The sequence below is a fragment of the Archangium violaceum Cb vi76 genome, from assembly GCF_000733295.1.
Classification (GTDB): Bacteria; Myxococcota; Myxococcia; order Myxococcales; family Myxococcaceae; genus Archangium; species Archangium violaceum.
The window spans coordinates 75,656-93,697 of record NZ_JPMI01000291.1 but is presented as its reverse complement, the minus strand read 5'-3'; the positions used below and the strand labels follow the sequence as shown (position 1 = coordinate 93,697).

Sequence of the window (18,042 nt, the reverse complement as noted above, 5' to 3'; positions counted from 1 at the left end):
GCCGCATGCGCATTCGGAGACTCACCCTGGATGACCTGCCCGCATGCCTCGCGCTCGCCGTGAAGCGCGACTGGGCGCCGGAAGAGCTGAAGTGGCGGATGATCCTGGAGCTGGGGACCGGCTTCGGCGTGGACGCACCGGAGGGTGGGCTCGCGGGCACGGTCCTCGTCACGCCGTATGGGCGCGAGGCGGCGTCGATCGGGATGATGGTGGTGTCTCCCTCCCATGGGCGGCAGGGGCTCGGACGGTACCTCATGGAGCAGGCGCTCGAGCACATCGGCCCCATCCCCACGCTCCTATACGCGACGGATCAGGGCCGGCCCCTCTACGAGAAGCTGGGCTTCGTCCAGGTCGGCGAGGTGGTGAAGCATCTGGGGCGGCTCGCCCGGCAGCCCGAGGAAGTGGCCGTCGCGGACACGCGGGTGCGAGCGATGACCGGGGAAGATCTGGACGCCGCCGCCGCGCTGGACGCGGACGCCTTCGGGGCGCCCCGGCGGGAGTTGCTCCAGGCCCTGCACCGGCTGGCGCACCGCGCGCTCGTGGCCGAGCGGGGCGGACACGTGGTGGGCTATGGCCTGGCGTGGCCCAACCTCGATTCGACGATGGTGGGTCCCCTCATCGCCCGGGAGGAGCCGATTGCCCGGAGCCTCTTGGCCGGACTGCTCCAAGGCCTCGAGGGCACCGTGCGGGTGGACATCCCTCCGCGGTTCACCGGGCTGAGCGAGTGGGTGGCGGGGCTCGGGCTCGAGCGGCACGTGCCGGCGCCCATGATGCAGCTCCACGGGACCCGGGCCCCGGGCAGGAGGGAGTACCTCCATGCCATCGCGGCCCAGGCCCTGGGGTGACGGACCTGCCTAGTGGGTCTGGTCCTCCTTCTTCGGGGCCGGGCAGGTCTTCGCACAGGACGCCTCGGCGGCGCGGAACTTCTCCGCGCAGCGGTTCATGCACTTGCCGGCGGCCTCACGCGACGACGGATCGTTGCTGGGTACCGGACAGGCCTTCGCGCACGATTCCACCTCCGTGCTGGCCTTCGACATGCACGTGCCCCGGCAGTCCCCCGCGGGCTTCTTCTGCGCCGCCGCTGGCAGGGCCAGCATCAATCCACCAGCCAGCACCACGGCCCACCACGAAGCCTTCTTCACTCGATTCATGGCTCGCACCTCCTCCTGAAACGGTTCGCCCGGCCAGGATAGAAGGGGGCGCCGTCGCAGGGAAGCGGCTGGGTTAGAGTGCCGCGCATGGCCTCCATCCATTTCCTCGGTGCCGCGGGAACCGTCACCGGTTCAAAGTTCCTCCTCGAGTACCAGGGCAAGCGGGTGCTCATCGATTGCGGTCTGTTCCAGGGGCGCAAGGAACTGCGCCAGCGCAACTGGCGCGCCCTGCCCGTTCCACCCCGGAGCATCGACGCCATCGTCCTCACGCACGCCCACATCGATCACACGGGAGGCCTGCCCCGCGTGGTGCGTGACGGCTTCCACGGGCCCGTCTACTGCACCTCCGGCACACGCGATCTCTCCGCGCTGCTGCTCCCGGACTCGGCACACCTTCAGGAAGAAGAGGCCCGCTACGCCAACAAGGAGGGCTTCTCCAAGCACCGCCCCGCCCTGCCCCTCTACTCGGTAGAGGACGCGGAGCGCGCGCTGAAGCTCTTCGAGACCTTCGGCTACGAGCGCACCCGGGAGATCCTCCCTGGCATCACCCTCACCTTCTACCGGGCGGGCCACATCCTCGGCTCGGCGGTGTGCGTGTTCCACCTGGAGCGCACGAACCAGCGCGTGGTGTTCACCGGGGACCTGGGCCGCTACCACGCGCCCATCCTGAGGGATCCGCAGGCGGTCCGCTCGGCCACCACGCTGGTGGTGGAGAGCACCTATGGCGACCGCGAGCACGGGGACAAGCGGCCCGTGGACGCACTGTGCGAGGCCGTGCTCAGCACCTACGAGCGCAAGGGCATGGTCGTCATCCCCGCCTTCTCCGTGGGCCGGACGCAGGAGCTGCTCTACCACCTGCGCAACCTGGAGGCGGACCGGCGAATCCCCGAGCTGGATGTCTTCGTGGACTCGCCCATGGCCTGCGACGCCACGCCCATCTACCTGGCACACGCGGAAGAGCACGACCTGGACATGTCCGCCATCGTGAAGCGCGGCGAGTCGCCTCTGGCCACGAAGCGCACACGCTTCATCACCTCGCCGCAGGAGAGCAAGCGGCTCAACCAGGTAGAGGGCCCGGGCATCATCATCTCCGCCTCGGGCATGGCCACGGGAGGCCGCATCCTCCACCACCTGAAGTACCGGCTGCCGGATCCGCGCAACACGGTGCTCTTCGTGGGCTACCAGTCCGAGGGCTCGCGTGGCCGGCGCATGCTGGACGGCGAAAAGGAGATCAAGATCCACGGGCAGATGGTGCGGGTGGAGGCGGAGCTCCGCACGGTGAGCGGCTTCTCGGCGCACGCGGACTGGACGGAGACGCTGCGCTGGATGGACGGCTTCGAGTCACCGCCGCACCAGACGCTGCTCGTCCACGGAGAGCCCTCGGCGCTGCGGGCACTCCAGGGCCGGGTGGAGGCTCGCGGCTGGCCGGCCTACATCCCCGAGTACCTGGAGAAGGTGGAGCTGGCGCGGTAGCCGGCCCGGCCGGGCCAGGCCCTCCACCAAACTTGTCCAACAGTTGGACAAGTTCGTGAAGAACGCGCCCGGGAGACGGACCATGGCCCGGACATGGACGCGGGCACGAAAGAACCGCACCATGCGGCCCACCATGCGCGCCTTCTTCATCCGCCGTTACGGAGGACCCGAGGTCCTCGAGCAGGGCGAACTGCCCTCCCCTCCCCTGGGCCCTCGTGATGTCCGCATCGCCGTGCACGCGGCGAGCATCAACCCGGTGGACTGGAAGGTCCGTCAGGGCACGGCCCGCATCCTCCTGCCGTACCGCTTCCCGCTCGTCCTCGGCAACGACTGCGCCGGCGAAGTGCTGGAGGTGGGCCCGGAGGTGAAGGCCTTCAAGCCGGGCGACGCGGTGTGGACGCGCCTGGACAAGGATCGCCCCGGCGCCTTCGCCGAGGAGGTGGTGGCGCCCGAGAACGTCGTGGCCCACAAGCCGTCCCGGCTGTCCTACGAGGAGGCCGCGTCCCTGCCCCTGGTGGGCCTCACCGCGTGGCAGGCGCTGGTGGACGTGGCGAAGCTCTCCCCCGGCCAGAAGGTGCTGGTGCACGCGGGCGCGGGAGGCGTGGGTTCGGTGGCGGTGCAGCTCGCCCGGCACCTCGGAGCGCGGGTGGTGGCCACCGCGAGCGCGAAGAACACGGAGCTGGTGAAGGGCTTCGGCGCGGACGAAGTGGTGGACTACCGCACCCAGCGCTTCGAGGACGTGGTGCGGGACGCGGACGTGGTGTTCGACACCGTGGGCGCGGACACCCAGTTGCGCAGCTTCAAGAGCGCACGCAAGGGCGGCATCGTCGTCTCCATCACCGACCGCCCGGACATGGCGCTGGCCCGCTCCTGGGGCCTGTCTCCGGTGCTCTGGCCCGTCTTCGCCCTCGTGGGAGCACGAGCCACGTTCGCCGCCTGGCGCCACGGCGTGCGCTACACCTACCTCTTCATGAACCCGAACGGCGAACAGCTGCGCCAGCTCGGAGAGCTGGTGGAGGCGGGCAAGCTCCGCCCCCACGTGGACAGGGTGTTCCCCTTCGAGCAGACGCGCGAGGCCATCGCCCATGCCGAGTCGGGCCAGGCGCGCGGCAAGGTGGTGATACGGGTGCGCGGCTGACTCAGTAGTCGTTCCAGGCGCCCTGGAAGGACGGGCCCCGCGGGCCGCTCGTGGCGTCGAGCTCACCCACCTCGCCCCAGCGGCCTCCGTGGCATCGTCGATGCCGTCCAGGTCCACGTCGGTGCTCAGCGCGTCAGCGTGGAGAGCAGCAACAACCGTCCGGTTCGCATGGGGGAATCTCCTGACCGCCGGGGCTCATCCCCGGCTCGGGATTCCCATATTCACGCAAACCGAGAATTCCTGAGAGCCCTCACTCCTTCTCGCCGTCACCGAGCAACTGGGCGAGGCCCGTGCCGCTGGCGGTGCCCTCGGAGAGGCGGCGGACGCTGGAGAGGTGGTGCAGGAGCAGGCCGCGGTTGTCGCCGACGGCGAGGTTCTGCATCTCCAGGGCGCCGATGCGGTCCTCCGGGGTGAAGGCGCTGGCGACCTTCTCCATGGAGAGCTTGTCCGGATCGTAGGCCATGTGCTCGGCCTGGGTGTCGAGCAGGGTGTAGTCGTCGCCGCGGCGCAGCTCGAGGGTGACGCTGCCGGTGATGCTGGGAGCCACCCACCGGGTGAGCGAGTCCTTGAGCAGGAGGGCCTCGGGGTCGAACCACTTGCCCTCGTAGAGGAAGCGGCCGAGGCGGCGGCCCAGGGAGAAGTAGAGGTCCGTGGTGGACTCGTTGTGGATGGCGGAGAGGAGGCGCTCGTAGACGATGTGAAGCAGCGCCATGCCGGGGGCCTCGTAGATGCCGCGGCTCTTGGCCTCGATGACGCGGTTCTCGAGCTGGTCGCTCATGCCCAGGCCGTGGCGCCCGCCGATGCGGTTGCACTCCAGGAAGAGCTCGAAGAGCGAGGGGAAGCGCTTGCCGTTGAGGGACACGGGCAGGCCCTGGGCGAACTCCACGGTGACGCGCTCGGGACGGATGTCCACCTCGGGGCGCCAGTGGGCCACGCCCATGATGGGCTCCACGATGTTCATGCCCTTGTCGAGGTGCTCCAGATCCTTGGCCTCGTGCGTGGCGCCGAGCACGTTGGCGTCGGTGGAGTAGGCCTTCTCGGTGCCCATCTTGTAGGGCATGCCGATGGAGACGAGGAACTCGCTCATCTCCTTGCGGCCGCCGAAGGCATTGACGAACTCGGGATCCAACCAGGGCTTGTAGATGCGCAGCTCCGGGTTGACGAGGATGCCGTAGCGGTAGAAGCGCTGGATGTCGTTGCCCTTGTGGGTGCTGCCATCACCGAAGACGTGCACCGAGTCCTCGCGCATGGCGCGGACGATGGCGGTGGTGGTGACGGCGCGGCCCAGGGGCGTGGTGTTGAAGTACTTCTTGCCGCCGACGGAGAGGTGGAAGGCGCCGCACTGGATGGCGACGAGGCCCTCGCGCACCATGGCCTCGCGGCAGTCCACGAGCCGGGCCTGCTTCGCGCCGTGGGTCATGGCGATGGGCGGGATGTCGGCGGGATTCTTCTCGTCGGGCTGGGCGAGGTCGGCGGTGTAGGCGTACACCTCGAGACCCTTACGGGACATCCACGCCACGGCGGCGCGGGTGTCGAGACCACCCGAGAAAGCGAGACCAATCCGGGTACCAGCGGGAGGAAGCGAACGATAGATGCGGCTCATGGCGCGGTGCGTGGTAGCACGGAACGGCCCGGACGTCCCGCGTCACGTGCAGGGAAACGTGGGTTATCCTGGGGTTCCGTATGAAGACCTCGCTCGCGGTCAGAGGTGGAGTGCTCACTGCCCTGCTCATGCTCCTCTGCCTGCTGCCGACGCGGGGACTGGCATCATCCCCAGCGGCGACGACCCTCCTGCCCTCGCTGGTGCTCGGCAGCCCGCCCCTGCCTGGAGACGAGTCGATCCGGGCCCGGCTCAAGGCCTGCCTGCTCATGGGAGACCTCAACTGCGTCGTCGACCAGTACCTCCTGCTCGAGAACATCGGCCGGGTACCGGGCTGGCTGGTGGCGTTCCAGAACGCCTTCGCCGTGGCCAACCGGAAGGCGGGCGAGTGCGAGAAGGTCGCGAGGAACATCTACGAAGGATTGACCCGGCTCGGACAAAAGCCGCAGTTCCTGCGCATCAGGGTTGACGGAGATGTGAAGCTGCTGAGCTTCGATGAGATGTCCAAAGGCGTTCTGGTCAAGAACCATCAACTTGCGACCACGGGGAGGCATCTCGCCGTGAAACTTGGGGACAACATCATCGACGCCTACACGGGGTTGGCCGGTCTTCCTCCGACCGAATACATGAACCGGCTCAGAATCTCGTCCACGAGCCAGATCCTTTACGAGGTGGTGCAAGGTCCATGAGTGAGAAGAAGGTTGGGAAGGTGGAGCCCCTACCCGAGGAGTGGCGCGGTCGCAAAGTCGGGCTCATGGACGCGCTGCTCTATGCCCGGAAGCAACTCCTGGAGGGGCGAGGGCTCTGGTGCGTCACAGGAGGAGACACCATCGACTCGCTCTTGTCCTTCACCATCGGGTGGGGCTCCAACACCCAGTTCAACGGTGGCAAGGACCAGGAGTGGCGAGACTTCTTGGACTGGCTCGACGAAGTGAAGCACGAGATGCCCTACGAGGGCTGGCACGTGAAGTACCTCCGCGATTGTGGCGGGGATCATGAGCGGGCCGCCCTGAAGTTCCTCGACTTCGCCCAGGAATTCATCAATCAGAGGAGGCAGACATGAAAAGCAGTAAAATTCGCGAAGAAGTAGAAGCATTCCAAATCAAGACGGCATACAGCGCCGCCACCGAGGACTGTTTCCCCGCTTGGTACCTGCATCGCAAGTATTTCCTGCCGGAGACACAAGCCCTCACCCAGTGCTCAGATCCAGCCATTGATGGAGACACAAAAGGTTACGACTTCGGGCTGGACGCCTATCACATCTTGCGCCAAGACGGTCGTGTACGGCTTTTTCTCCTTCAGGCCAAATACAGCGGAAGCATTTCCGAGGTCAAGAAGGGCTTTCGAGACCTCAAAAAGCTCCCTGCCAGACTGCGCCGGTTGCTCGACGGCCTAGAGTCAGACGAGAGCAAAGAGAACAAAATCATAGTCAATCTGCGGCGCGACCTCAATCTACTATCACCCGAGGAACGAAAGTCCCTGATTCTAGACTTCATGGTCCTTCATCTCTGCCAAGAAGACCATGAAATCGCATCCAATGAAACCAACCATTCACGCAGCGAACTGGGAGATCAGATAGAAGAGGAGTTACCAGATTACACCTTCAATCTCGGCCATATAGGCCCAGACAAAATGGATTTTGGGGACATTGACACAAAAATCCCGCCTCCCTGGGTCCCACTGGAACTAACAGTGGCGGAAACGACTGCTCACCACAACAACACTGAAGCCCAGATGTTGTACGGAATCGCCAAACTCGCGGAACTCGTCGCAATGTACTCATTGCGACGGGATACTCTATTTTCGAAGAACGTCCGCTATTTCATCAAAAACGCCAAGAACACGGAACGAGGCCCATCCGCCAAGATACGCGAAACCTTGGCCCAAATGTGCATCAAGGGGACAATCGACCCTGGGCTTTTCGCCTTTTTCCACAATGGAGTAACAGTCTTCGCTCGCGCCATACGGAAAAATGGCAACCGCATCGAAATCCAAGACCCATACGTCCTGAACGGCTGCCAAACAATCAAGACAGCCTATCTTTTTTCAATGGATCCCAAGATCAAGGACAAGCTTCAACAAGACAAGTGGGCACAGGTCACAATCCCTCTTCGCATCACCACTACCCGCGACGAAAACCTAGTTCAAACAATCACAATCAATAACAACCGCCAAAACGCAATACCCCCAGCGGCACTCCGCGCCAACAACCCACTCCAGCTAGAATTGGAGCGAAGATTCCGTAGCCGCAAAATATTTTATGAGCGGCAAGAAGGATCCTTTGCACACATCCTAGATTCCAACCCCGAAACTCTGATTGAGGATTACGAAAATTCAAACGATCTCGCCATCCACATCGTAGAACTCGCACGCTCGATTGCCGCAGCCCAGGGAGAGGAAGGCCTGTCATACGCCCTCCATCCCAACGACATCTTCGAGCACGACGGCACCTACCACAAGGTGTTCAACAACAGGACCACTGCATCAACCATATTCCTCACGTTTCTGCAAAATACGCATGACATGATCTTTCTTGTCCTCAAGAGAGATCTTCGCTTGGAGAAGATAGGCAATGGCCCTAGCCCCTCTCGAGTTGGCTATCACGCCATTGCACTCCTGGTAAGGCACCTCGCAAAGAGCAACAAACACGACTTCGTTCTCAGATTCGGACAGGAACGGCTAGGCAAGAAGGCGGCCGACTTTCGCGAAGAACTCCGCAAGGAACTGGGAAATCATCGGTCGGGAATCCAAACCGCACTCAAAGAACACCTACTCAGTGCGCCCGATTCAAGGGCCGAGACTCTCCGCGAGAGCTATTCGGCTGCAGAAAGGTCGCTTCGATTGCGAGGGAACATCGATCCCTTTGCGACGTTCGCAAACCTCGACGAGGAAATCAATACCTCTCAGCCCACATAACCACAACCGATTTGTTTCGCATAGGCCTCTCAGCGGAGATAACCATACAGTTCAACGATTCAACCATGCCCGTCCGAAGGCGCCCCTATCATGAACTCCCCATCGACCCATCCCTGATGGGCGACTCGGTATCCGCCTACGCCAGTGGAGTTTCGTCCCGAGGCATGCGGTCCATGGATTTCGGATTCAGAAGTGACGGTCAAGTATGGGGCGTGGACCATGGGAGGCGCTCCTTCGGTCCCGAGACATCGATGGAAGTAATCGAGCAACTCTGCCCCGCCGTCATTACACTGCCTCGTGCCCAACTGAATGAATATGGCCAAGAGAGCTACGGCTCATCTACTCCCTGGGATCGGCATCTCTATGCAAGCGAGCCAGACACGCAGCCCTGTCTGAAGCCTACGGCGCCACTCCCATGAAAACCTCGATATGTGCAAGAGGCAGAGTCACTACCGCCCTGCGCATGCTCCTCTGTCTGTCACCTTTTTCGGGACTGGCCTCCGCCCCAACGGCGATGACCGCCCTCCCCTCTCTCGTGCTCGGCAGCCCGCCCCTGCCTGGAGACGAGTCGATCCGGGCCCGGCTCAAGGCCTGCCTGCTCATGGGAGACCTCAACTGCGTCGTCGACCAGTACCTCCTGCTCGAGAACATCGGCCGGGTACCGGGCTGGCTGGTGGCGTTCCAGAACGCCTTCGCCGTGGCCAACCGGAAGGCGGGCGAGTGCGAGAAGGTCGCGAGGATCATCCACGAAGGATTGACCCGGCTCGGACAGAACCCGGAGTTCCTGCGCTTCACGATCCGCGGCCGAGCGATGGTGATGGGCTTCGACGAGATTTCAAACGGCGTGCTGCTCAGGACGCATCAGCTCTCGACACGGGGGTACCACGTGGCGATCCGGCTCGGGGATAAGGTCATCGATGCCTACACGGGCCCGGCCGGCCTGCCCTTCCGTGAGTACATGGCCCGGCTCAATACATCTCCAGGAAGCACGATCGCGGAAGAGGTGGTGCAGACCCTATGACCGGTAAACGAATCGTCAAGGAGGAACCCATTCCCGAGGAATGGCGTGGGCGCCGGGTCGGGCTCATGGATGCATTGCTCTACGCCCGCAAGCAGATCCTCATGAAGCGAGGCCTCTGGTTCGCGACGGGATTCGACACGGTGGAATCCCTCTTCTCGTTCATCCTCGGCTGGGCCTCCAACACCCAATTCAACGGTGGGCAGGAGCAGGAGTGGGAGGAGTTCCTGGAGTGGCTCGACGAGGTGAAGCATGAGTTGCCTCTCGAGGGCTGGCACGTGAAGTACCTCCGCGACTGCGATGGGGATCACGAGCGGGCGGCCCTCAAGTTCCTCGACTTCGCCGCGGAGTTCGTCGCCCTGCGGCGCAAGACCCCCGAATCTCAGGGCCCGGGATGACCGCTCGCGGACCACTGTCCCGCTGATGACGGGCATTCCGTCTTCTGTAGCGGAAACCCCGCAACTCGGACGCACATCACCCCCCGGCTTCGGGTAGTGTCGGCGCGGCGAAATCCCCGAGGAAACACATGTCCCGTACCATTCGAGCCCCCCGCGGAACCGCCCTGTCCTGCAAGGGCTGGGTCCAGGAAGCCGCCCTCCGCATGCTGATGAACAACCTGGACCCCGACGTGGCCGAGCGCCCCGAGGACCTGGTCGTCTACGGCGGCATCGGCAAGGCGGCCCGCGACTGGGCCTCGTTCGACCGCATCGTCGATGGCCTGCGCCGCCTCACCGACGAGGAGACCCTCCTCGTCCAGTCCGGCAAGCCCGTGGGCATCCTCCGCACCCACCCGGACGCCCCCCGCGTCCTCATCGCCAACTCCAACCTCGTGGGCCGCTGGGCCAACTGGGACCACTTCTTCGAGCTCGAGAAGAAGGGCCTCATGATGTACGGCCAGATGACCGCCGGCTCGTGGATCTACATCGGCACCCAGGGCATCCTCCAGGGCACCTACGAGACCTTCGCCCAGGCCGGCCGCGTCCACTTCGGCTCCGATGACCTCTCCGGCCGGCTCGTCCTCTCCGGCGGCCTCGGCGGCATGGGCGGCGCCCAGCCCCTCGCCGCCACCATGAACAACGCCGTCTTCCTCGGCGTGGAGATCGACCCCACCCGCGCCCAGCGCCGCGTGGAGACCCGCTACCTCGACGTCATCGCCAAGGACCTCGACGAGGCCATCTCCCTCGCCAAGGAGGCCCAGAAGAAGCGCGTGGGCCGCTCCATCGGCATCATCGGCAACGCGGCCCAGGTGTTCCGCGAGCTGTACCGCCGCGGCATCAAGCCGGATCTCGTCACCGATCAGACGAGCGCGCATGATCCGCTCAACGGCTACATCCCCGCGGACATGACCCTCGAGTCCGCCGCCGAGCTGCGCAAGCGCGACCCGAAGGCCTACGTCGAGAAGGCCCGCCAGTCCATGTCCATGCAGGTGGAGGCCATGCTGGACTTCGCGAAGGCCGGCAGCCACGTCTTCGACTACGGCAACAACATCCGCGCCCAGGCCCAGCTCGCCGGCCTGGAGAACGCCTTCGACTTCCCCGGCTTCGTCCCCGCCTACATCCGCCCCATGTTCTGCGAGGGCCTGGGGCCCTTCCGCTGGGTGGCGCTCTCGGGAGACCCCGAGGACATCCGCCGCACCGACGAGGCCGTGCTGGAGCTCTTCCCCGAGAAGGCGTCGCTGCGCCGCTGGCTCACCCTCGCGCGTGAGCGCATCGCCTTCCAGGGCCTGCCCGCGCGCATCTGCTGGCTGGGCTACGGCGAGCGGGCCAAGGCCGGCCTGCGCTTCAACGAGATGGTCCGCAAGGGCGAGGTGAAGGCCCCCATCGTCATCGGGCGCGATCACCTGGACTGCGGCTCGGTGGCCTCGCCCAACCGCGAGACGGAGTCCATGAAGGACGGCACGGATGCCGTGGCCGACTGGCCCATCCTCAATGCCCTGGTGAACGCGGTGAACGGCGCCTCCTGGGTGTCCTTCCACCACGGCGGCGGCGTGGGCATGGGCTACTCGCTGCACGCCGGCCAGGTGATCGTGGCCGACGGCACCCCCGAGGCCGCCCGCCGCATCGAGCGCGTGCTCACCTCGGATCCCGCCATGGGCGTGCTGCGCCACGCCGACGCCGGCTACCCGGAGGCCGTCCAGGTCGCCCACGAGCGCGGAGTCCGCATCCCCGGCATCACCGAGTGACGTGACGCATGGAAACCCTGGAGCTGCTGATCCGCAACACCTCCGAGGTGCTCACCGTGGAGGGCTCCCACCAGGAGCCCGCCGAGCGCGCCCTCACCCCCCAGCCCAACGCCTGTGTCGGCGTGCGCCGGGGGAAGGTCTGGTACGTGGGCCCCGAGGGCAGTCTGCCCAAGGGCGCCGTGGGCCCCTCCACCCGGGTGCTGGATGCCCACGGCCAGTTCGTGGGCCCCGGCTTCGTGGATCCCCACACCCATGCCGTCTTCGCCGGTGAGCGCGCCACGGAGTTCGATCTGCGCTGCCAGGGCGCCACCTACCTGCAGATCGCCCAGGCCGGCGGCGGCATCGCCAACACCGTGCGCGCCACCCGCTTCGCCAGCGAGGAGGATCTCATCCGGCTCGCCCTGCCCCGCCTCCAGCTCATGCTGGAGTACGGCATCACCACCGCCGAGGTGAAGAGCGGCTACGGCCTGTCCCTCCAGGACGAGCTGAAGATGCTCAAGGCGGTGCAGCGGCTCTCCACGCTCCAGCCCCTGGAGCTGATCCCCACGCTCATGTGCGCCCACGCCGTCCCCGAGGAGTACCGGGAGTGGCGCGAGGCCTACATGGATCTCTGCATCAAGGAGATCATCCCCGCCGTGGCCGAGCAGGGGCTGGCGCGCTTCTGCGACGTCTTCGTCGAGCAGGGCGCCTTCTCCCACGCGGAAGCCCGGCGGATTCTCGGGGCCGCCCAGAAGCTGGGACTGAAGCCCCGGCTGCACGTGGATCAGCTCACCTCGAGCGGAGGCGCCGAGCTGGCGGCCGAGCTGGGCGCCGCCACCGCGGACCACCTGGAGAACGTGAGCGAAGCGGGCATCCGAGCCCTCGCCCAGGCCGGCGTCACCGCCGTCCTCGTGCCCACCTCCACCCTCTTCCTGCGCGTGCGGCCCTACGCCCCCGGGCGCAAGCTGCGCGACGCGGGCGTCAACGTGGCGCTCGGCACCAACCTCAACCCCGGCTCCGCCATGAGCGAGAACCTTCCCCTCACCCTGGGGCTCGCCTGCCTGGAGAACGGGCTGACCGCCGCCGAGGCCTACTGGGCCGCCACCCGAGGAGCGGCCCTGGCACTTGGTTTGAACACATACGGCAGGATTACCGTGGGCGATCCGGCGAACCTTGTCGTCTTTTCGTGTTCAAACTACCGCCACCTGCCCTATCACCTGGGAATCAATCACGCGCGGATTGTCATTAAAGATGGCCATGTGGTGATAGAAAACGAGCGAGCCCTCTGTTCGTGACACCCAGCGGACAGGAGTGGCATGGCGGGACTTCCCGCCAGGGCCGGCCGTTATCATCAAACAAGAAGACCATGTGCCGTCTCTTTGGCTTTCGCTCTACCGTCCCCGTGGCTGTCCATCCTTCCCTCGTGACGGAGAAGAACTCCCTCGTGCAGCAGTCGAGGGAGCACAAGGATGGCTGGGGGATTGCCTCCTACGAAGAAGGCACCCACCCGCTCGTCGCGCACGGGCTGGGACCGGCGTACTGCGACCCTGACTTCGAGCGGGTGAGCAGCCGGGTGTCCTCCCGGACGGTCGTCGCGCACCTGCGCCTGGCCTCGGTGGGCAAGGTGGAGAAGCGCAACGCGCACCCCTTCCTCCACGGCCGCTGGTGCTTCGTGCACAACGGCACGCTGAGGAACTTCGCGCGGCACCAGGCGGAGGTGGAGTCGCTCATCCGCCCGGATCTGCTCGCGCACATCCAGGGCGCCACGGACTCCGAGCGCTGCTTCTATCTCTTCCTCACGCGGCTGGCGAAGCAGCAGTCGCTGGAGGGGCCCTCGTGCGTGGAGAAGGTGGCCTGCGCGCTGGCGGAGACGATGGGGCTGGTGTCCGCCATCACCGACGAGCCGGGAGAGACGCGCTCGTCGATGAACTTCCTGGTGACGAACGGGGACGTGATGGTGGCCACGCGGCGCAACCGCACGCTCTTCCTGTCGGACACGGCGCCCGAGACGGGCAGGCGTCCGCACCGCGCGCACGTGGGGGCGCCCCAGCCGGGCACCCAGCTGGAGCAGTTCGTGCTCGCCAGCGAGCAGCTCTCGGGCGAGGACCACTGGCACGTCATCGACGAGGAGAACATCGTCGGCGTGGACAATGGCCTCGTGCTGCACCGCTGGAAGGTGCAGGACCTGTGCTCCCGGACGCCCTGATTATCCGGAGTTGAATGAATCGCGAGTTCGTCCGTCCTATGCTGGCTCCGGCATGATCCGGAGCACCCGGTAGGAGCGGCGCATGAGCACGAGACGTATCCCGATTCCGGTCCATCTGCGGCTGCAGGCACTCACCACCCTCATCGCGGTGCTGACGAGCGGGTGCCTCGGCCACTACTACGAGGTTCAGCGCACGGAGTTGGAGCGGCTCGTGCGCGAGCCTCCGCAGACGCGCGGCCAGAACGTGTATGCCGTGCAGCAGTTCACCACGGACTCGGAGCCGGAGCCGGCCGGGCCCTGGTATCCCCCCCAGGAGGGGCCGCCGCCACCGGGATATTCGATGGGCCTGCATGGCTATTGGATCCCCGACTTCTACATCGACTTCGGCACCCCCTATTACGATCCGCCCGTCTACACGCGGTCCTCCGTCCACGATGCGTCGCCCGTCTCCGGAGGCGTGTCCAGCGGCGGCTCGGTCGGGAACAGCTCGTCCGGAGGAGGCGGAGGCTCTGGAAACATCGGCAACGTGGGCGAGGCCATCGTGGTGGTCATCGCCGTGGGTGTCGTGGTCGGCATCGCGCTCGCCGCCACCGAGGGTGCCCGCTACGAGGGCTCGGTCGCCGTGCATCCGCAGCACCCGGTGCACCTCTGGCACCGCCACGGAGGCCAGAGCACCGTCCGGCTCGATGAGCTCACCCCCGAGCACTTGAGGGATGTCGAGCGGGCCACGCTGTCGGGCCGCGAGGGCGCTGGCATGTGGCTGCGCGGGGCCGCGCCGCTCAATCGCAAGGGCTTCTCGTACCAGTTCGGCGCCGGCGACGATCGGCTCGCGTTGCCCGGCGGCCAGAACCCGCGAAGCCTCGGTTTCCGCTTCGCACTCGGCTACTACCCCGTGAAGCAGTTCGGTCTGCTCACCGACACCCGCCTGCAGACCGGAGACTTCAACGGCGGCAGCTTCTACAACGTGCGCCTCGGCCTGGAGGCCCAGTGGTACCCCATCAACCTGTGGCGCCTGCACCTGGGCCCCTTCGTCGGCGGTGGGCAGTCGTGGTCCGCCTCGGCGGGCGGGGGCCTGCCCACCACGAGTGGCGCGCGGCCCTATGTCGCCTTCGGCGCGCTCGCCGAGTTCGAGATCGCCACGCGCCTGGGGCTCACCTTCCGCTGGACCCAGGACTGGCTGCCCACCGCCACCCCGAACACCCGCGACTTCATCAGCTCGTGGTCGGTGGGGCTCGCCGTCTACTGAGCGGTGGCCCGCCCATCACAACGATGGGCGGGTGCCGCCGGGTGCATCAGATGCAGCGGTACGACACGATGCACTTGTTGCTGTCGTAGACCGGCACGATCGTGCCGAACTCGCAGAAGCCGGGGCCCGGGGGCACCAGCTCCGGGCACGTGCCAGGGGCGATGTCGGCCGTCTGCGTCTCACAGCGGTACGAGACGATGCACTTGCCGTCGTAGACCGGAACGATCGTGCCGAACTCGCAGAAGCCGGGCCCGGGGGCACCAGCTGCGGGCACGTGACCGGGAGCTGCTGCGTGCCCGTGTCCTCCACGTACTCGGTGACCGGCTCCTCTACGCCACAGCCCACCAGCGCCGCCCAGCACAACACTCCCGCGATGCGTCCAAGAAGCTTCATCGACCTTGCCTCCACGTTCGAGGCCCGCCTGATCGGGCAGCGCGGCTTTTATACCCCCGAGGGATGACGGACAATCCGCGTCTGCGGGCTTTGTCGCGATTCCCAGGTCTACCCACGCTCCAGGTGGAGATCTCCCGGACGACAGAGACTGCGCGTCCAGGAGCGGCCTCGACGCCGCGGGAAGAGGAACTTCACCGAGGCCCCAGACCGGGCTCGCCCCAGCGCTCCACGGTCGCGGTCACCGTCATGTCCCCCTCCACCTGGAAGGAGTGGCGAGGCACCGGTGCGCCCTCCGCGGAGAGCTCGGGGCGCCACGCTTCGTCCACCCAGAGCTCGAAGGAGATCTCCTCGCCCACCGGGAGGCGCACCGAGCCCGTGTAGTGCGACTCCTGACGGCGCAGATGGAATCCCGGAGCCGCACCGCCTCCGAGCGACGGATTCGAGCCCACCACGGTGACGACCACGTTGGACGGGGTGTCCGCGGGGACCGTCACGTCGAAGGTGACGGTGGCGTGGGGATAGGACGGAGGCGGTGGCTCGAAGGCGCCACACCCCGCGAGCACCACGCTGATGAGAGGGACGAGCAGGAACCACTTCACGGTGTGGGAGAGGTTCATGGGGCCCAGGATAGACCCGGAGGGACCCTGGGGGGACTGCGAGCGGGGGGACGACCCTCACCCCAGCCCTCTCCCAGGGGGAGAGGGGGCCTTACGATGTTCTCCACTCAGCGATTCGTGGGCAGCCAGGCCTTCAGCAGCTCCGCGGGCCGGGGACCCCAGGCCTCGGCCACCAGCTCGCGGGAGTCCTCGCCCGCGTCCCGGAGGGTGATGCGCAGGAACTCGCGGGGCGCGGCTTGGGGAATCCTGTCCAGCCACTCGACCAGCACCGCCCCGTCCCCGCCCACCAGATCCAGGAAGCCCGTGGCGTACAGCTCGTCGTAGTCGGCCAGCCGGTAGAGGTCCGCGTGGTACAGCGGCAGCCGGCCCCGGTACGGGTAGACGATGGCGAAGGTGGGGCTCGCCACCTCCGAGCGGGAGACTCCCGCGCCCTCGGCCACGCCGCGCACCAGGTGCGTCTTGCCCGCGCCCAGGTCGCCCACCAGCCCCACGAAGTCTCCCGGCTGGAGCACCTGCCCGAGCTTCAGGCCCAGGCGGTGCGTTTCCTCGGGCGAGCTCGACAGCACCGTGCGGCTCAGGGTGGGCGTGCTCATCGGTTCCACCTCGTCCACACGTTGCACATCCCCTTGGCCACGTCCGTGGCGATCAGCCCCATCCGCCCGCGCCGGGCCACCATCAGGTCCGCCGACAACCCGTGCGCGTACACGCCCGTCCACGCGGCCTCGGGAAGCTTCAGGCCCTGCGCCAGCAGCGCGCCCAGCACACCGCTCAGCACGTCACCCATGCCCCCGGTGGCCATGCCGGGGTTCCCCGTGGGGTTGACGTACACGGTGCCATCGTGGTGCGCGATGAGCGTCCGCGCGCCCTTGAGGACCAGTGTCACCTCGTGGGTGCGCGCGAAGTCCCGGGACACCTCCACCCGGGCCTTCTGCAGGTCCTTCGTGGGCACACCGGTGAGGCGAGACATCTCCCCCGGGTGCGGGGTGAGCACCAGCGGCCCCTTCGCCCGGCGGAGCACCTCCAGGTCGGTGGCGACGGCGTTGAGCGCGTCCGCGTCCAGCACGGCGGGCACATCCACGCGGGAGAGCAGCTCGCCCAGCAGCTTCACCGTCTCGTCGCCGCGGGGGATGCCCGGGCCGATGACGAGCACGTCCTTCTTCTCCGCCGCCTCCAGCAGGGGCTCCAGGTCCGCCATGCCGAGCGGCCCACGGTTCTCCAGGGGCCAGCCCATGACCTCGGGCGCGTGTCCGAGCACCGGCTCCACCACCTCGGAGCGGGTGGCTACGGTGACGAGCCCCGCGCCACCGCGCAGCGCACCCAGGGCGGACATGGCCGCCGCGCCGGACTTTCCGTGGCTGCCGGCCACCACCAGCACGTGCCCGTAACTTCCCTTGTGCGTGTCCGAGCGGCGCGGAGCGATGGCCCCTCGCGCATCCGCCTCCTCGACGAGGAACAGTTCCCGGCCCTCCTGGGGAGTGGCGGCCTCGGGAGGAATGCCGATGTCCACGCACCGCAGGTCACCGCACAGGGTGGCGCCGGGCTCCAGCACCTGTCCCTGCTTGTAGAAGCCGAAGGTGACGGTGACGTCCGCCTCCACGCAGGGGGTGAAGGGCTCTCCGGTGTCCGTGTGCAGCCCCGAGGGGATGTCCGCGGCCACCACCTTCGCTCCGGCCGCGCGCCAGCGGAGCATGTGCTGGATGGCCTCGGCGAACTCCCCGGCCGGGGCCCGGGTGAGCCCCGTGCCGAAGAGCGCATCCACCACCACGTCCCCCGCCCTCGCCTCCACCTTGCCGAGCGGCTGGGGCTGATGGAGCCCGTACGGCTCCAACGCGTGCAGGTTGCGCTGGGACTCGGGCGTCAGCTTCGCCCGGTCTCCCACCAGCACCACCGTCACGCGCAGGCCGGAGATGTGGAGGAAGCGCGCCGCCACCAGCCCATCCCCGCCGTTGTTGCCGGGCCCGCACACCACCACGTACCGCGAGGCGGTGGTACCCAGCTCGCGCGCCGCGTCCGCCAGCCACCGGCCGGCGTTCTCCATCAGCAGCGGCGAGGGCATGCTGAAACGGGCTTCAGCGGACTGGTCGGCCGCGCGCATCCGGGCGGCGGTGAGGACACGGCGCATG

The 18,042-nt window shown here is 66.8% G+C and carries 18 protein-coding genes; 12 read left to right on the top strand and 6 right to left on the bottom strand.

Annotated features, from left to right (window positions below):
• The first annotated feature begins 5 nt into the window (after nt 1–5).
• Nucleotides 6–845, top strand: coding sequence for a GNAT family N-acetyltransferase (locus Q664_RS40120; protein ID WP_052519255.1), 840 nt, complete (start codon nt 6–8; stop codon nt 843–845).
• A gap of 9 nt (nt 846–854) precedes the next feature.
• On the opposite strand, the gene Q664_RS40115 is transcribed toward Q664_RS40120, so the two are convergent.
• Entirely contained in the window at nt 855–1,151 is a 297-nt protein-coding gene (locus Q664_RS40115) for a hypothetical protein (RefSeq protein WP_043408687.1), read from the bottom strand.
• Nucleotides 1,152–1,238: 87 nt separating this feature from the next.
• Between Q664_RS40115 and Q664_RS40110 the strand changes: the two genes are divergently transcribed.
• Nucleotides 1,239–2,624, top strand: a complete 1,386-nt coding sequence (locus Q664_RS40110; protein WP_043408684.1) for an MBL fold metallo-hydrolase — start codon at nt 1,239–1,241, stop codon at nt 2,622–2,624.
• An 82-nt stretch (nt 2,625–2,706) separates the two neighbouring features.
• The gene (locus Q664_RS40105; protein ID WP_200883837.1) at nt 2,707–3,762 is read left to right on the top strand and encodes an NADP-dependent oxidoreductase; all 1,056 of its coding nucleotides are present in this window, start codon (nt 2,707–2,709) and stop codon (nt 3,760–3,762) included.
• A 250-nt stretch (nt 3,763–4,012) separates the two neighbouring features.
• Here Q664_RS40105 and argG read toward each other — a convergent pair whose 3' ends face one another.
• Complete coding sequence (gene argG, locus Q664_RS40100) at nt 4,013–5,365, bottom strand: argininosuccinate synthase (protein ID WP_043408681.1); 1,353 nt, start codon at nt 5,363–5,365, stop codon at nt 4,013–4,015.
• Between the two features lie 80 nt (nt 5,366–5,445).
• Between argG and Q664_RS40095 the strand changes: the two genes are divergently transcribed.
• The 9 genes from Q664_RS40095 (at nt 5,446) to Q664_RS40060 (ending at nt 14,909) form a co-directional block, all read left to right on the top strand.
• Entirely contained in the window at nt 5,446–6,051 is a 606-nt protein-coding gene (locus Q664_RS40095) for a hypothetical protein (protein WP_043408679.1), read from the top strand.
• Entirely contained in the window at nt 6,048–6,425 is a 378-nt protein-coding gene (locus tag Q664_RS40090; RefSeq protein WP_043408676.1) for a hypothetical protein, read from the top strand. The genes Q664_RS40095 and Q664_RS40090 overlap by 4 nt, the downstream gene beginning before the upstream one ends.
• Nucleotides 6,422–8,278 carry an AIPR family protein gene (locus tag Q664_RS56935; RefSeq protein ID WP_084610740.1) on the top strand — a complete coding sequence of 619 codons (1,857 nt, stop codon included), beginning with the start codon at nt 6,422–6,424 and terminating at the stop codon, nt 8,276–8,278. Before Q664_RS40090 ends, Q664_RS56935 begins: the two co-directional genes overlap by 4 nt.
• A gap of 514 nt (nt 8,279–8,792) precedes the next feature.
• The gene (locus tag Q664_RS40085) at nt 8,793–9,299 is read left to right on the top strand and encodes a hypothetical protein (RefSeq protein ID WP_043408673.1); all 507 of its coding nucleotides are present in this window, start codon (nt 8,793–8,795) and stop codon (nt 9,297–9,299) included.
• Nucleotides 9,296–9,694: a hypothetical protein gene (locus Q664_RS40080; protein ID WP_043408670.1), complete on the top strand. Its 399-nt coding sequence runs from the start codon at nt 9,296–9,298 to the stop codon at nt 9,692–9,694. Before Q664_RS40085 ends, Q664_RS40080 begins: the two co-directional genes overlap by 4 nt.
• A 128-nt stretch (nt 9,695–9,822) precedes the next feature.
• Nucleotides 9,823–11,478 carry a urocanate hydratase gene (hutU, locus tag Q664_RS40075; protein ID WP_043408667.1) on the top strand — a complete coding sequence of 552 codons (1,656 nt, stop codon included), beginning with the start codon at nt 9,823–9,825 and terminating at the stop codon, nt 11,476–11,478.
• Nucleotides 11,479–11,486: 8 nt separating this feature from the next.
• On the top strand, nt 11,487–12,752 hold the full coding sequence (gene hutI / locus Q664_RS40070) for an imidazolonepropionase (protein ID WP_043408664.1): 1,266 nt from the start codon (nt 11,487–11,489) through the stop codon (nt 12,750–12,752).
• 71 nt (nt 12,753–12,823) lie between these two features.
• A complete protein-coding gene (locus Q664_RS40065; protein ID WP_043408660.1) occupies nt 12,824–13,663 on the top strand; it encodes a class II glutamine amidotransferase in 840 nt (279 codons plus the stop codon).
• 82 nt (nt 13,664–13,745) lie between these two features.
• Entirely contained in the window at nt 13,746–14,909 is a 1,164-nt protein-coding gene (locus Q664_RS40060; protein ID WP_043408657.1) for a hypothetical protein, read from the top strand.
• Nucleotides 14,910–14,955: 46 nt separating this feature from the next.
• Here Q664_RS40060 and Q664_RS40055 read toward each other — a convergent pair whose 3' ends face one another.
• From Q664_RS40055 to Q664_RS40040, 4 genes are all read right to left on the bottom strand, one after another.
• The gene (locus tag Q664_RS40055) at nt 14,956–15,183 is read right to left on the bottom strand and encodes a hypothetical protein (RefSeq protein WP_043408654.1); all 228 of its coding nucleotides are present in this window, start codon (nt 15,181–15,183) and stop codon (nt 14,956–14,958) included.
• Nucleotides 15,184–15,493: 310 nt separating this feature from the next.
• Nucleotides 15,494–15,919, bottom strand: coding sequence for a hypothetical protein (locus Q664_RS40050; protein ID WP_043408652.1), 426 nt, complete (start codon nt 15,917–15,919; stop codon nt 15,494–15,496).
• Nucleotides 15,920–16,026: 107 nt separating this feature from the next.
• Nucleotides 16,027–16,512, bottom strand: a complete 486-nt coding sequence (gene tsaE / locus Q664_RS40045; protein WP_043408650.1) for a tRNA (adenosine(37)-N6)-threonylcarbamoyltransferase complex ATPase subunit type 1 TsaE — start codon at nt 16,510–16,512, stop codon at nt 16,027–16,029.
• A complete protein-coding gene (locus Q664_RS40040) occupies nt 16,509–18,041 on the bottom strand; it encodes a bifunctional ADP-dependent NAD(P)H-hydrate dehydratase/NAD(P)H-hydrate epimerase (RefSeq protein ID WP_043408648.1) in 1,533 nt (510 codons plus the stop codon). Before Q664_RS40040 ends, tsaE begins: the two co-directional genes overlap by 4 nt.
• Between the last annotated feature and the right edge of the window lies 1 nt (nt 18,042).

Bases quoted from the DNA above. Each gene is read 5' to 3' on its own strand.
- Q664_RS40105 (WP_200883837.1), top strand. From the start codon at position 2,707: ATGGCCCGGACATGGACGCGGGCACGAAAGAACCGCACCATGCGGCCC.
- Q664_RS40060 (WP_043408657.1), top strand. From the start codon at position 13,746: ATGAGCACGAGACGTATCCCGATTCCGGTCCATCTGCGGCTGCAGGCA.
- Q664_RS40050 (WP_043408652.1), bottom strand. From the start codon at position 15,919: ATGAACCTCTCCCACACCGTGAAGTGGTTCCTGCTCGTCCCTCTCATC.
- hutI (WP_043408664.1), top strand. From the start codon at position 11,487: ATGGAAACCCTGGAGCTGCTGATCCGCAACACCTCCGAGGTGCTCACC.
- hutU (WP_043408667.1), top strand. From the start codon at position 9,823: ATGTCCCGTACCATTCGAGCCCCCCGCGGAACCGCCCTGTCCTGCAAG.
- Q664_RS40090 (WP_043408676.1), top strand. From the start codon at position 6,048: ATGAGTGAGAAGAAGGTTGGGAAGGTGGAGCCCCTACCCGAGGAGTGG.
- Q664_RS40065 (WP_043408660.1), top strand. From the start codon at position 12,824: ATGTGCCGTCTCTTTGGCTTTCGCTCTACCGTCCCCGTGGCTGTCCAT.
- Q664_RS40120 (WP_052519255.1), top strand. From the start codon at position 6: ATGCGCATTCGGAGACTCACCCTGGATGACCTGCCCGCATGCCTCGCG.
- tsaE (WP_043408650.1), bottom strand. From the start codon at position 16,512: ATGAGCACGCCCACCCTGAGCCGCACGGTGCTGTCGAGCTCGCCCGAG.
- Q664_RS40115 (WP_043408687.1), bottom strand. From the start codon at position 1,151: ATGAATCGAGTGAAGAAGGCTTCGTGGTGGGCCGTGGTGCTGGCTGGT.
- Q664_RS40085 (WP_043408673.1), top strand. From the start codon at position 8,793: ATGACCGCCCTCCCCTCTCTCGTGCTCGGCAGCCCGCCCCTGCCTGGA.
- Q664_RS40110 (WP_043408684.1), top strand. From the start codon at position 1,239: ATGGCCTCCATCCATTTCCTCGGTGCCGCGGGAACCGTCACCGGTTCA.
- Q664_RS40040 (WP_043408648.1), bottom strand. From the start codon at position 18,041: ATGCGCCGTGTCCTCACCGCCGCCCGGATGCGCGCGGCCGACCAGTCC.
- Q664_RS56935 (WP_084610740.1), top strand. From the start codon at position 6,422: ATGAAAAGCAGTAAAATTCGCGAAGAAGTAGAAGCATTCCAAATCAAG.
- Q664_RS40095 (WP_043408679.1), top strand. From the start codon at position 5,446: ATGAAGACCTCGCTCGCGGTCAGAGGTGGAGTGCTCACTGCCCTGCTC.
- Q664_RS40080 (WP_043408670.1), top strand. From the start codon at position 9,296: ATGACCGGTAAACGAATCGTCAAGGAGGAACCCATTCCCGAGGAATGG.
- argG (WP_043408681.1), bottom strand. From the start codon at position 5,365: ATGAGCCGCATCTATCGTTCGCTTCCTCCCGCTGGTACCCGGATTGGT.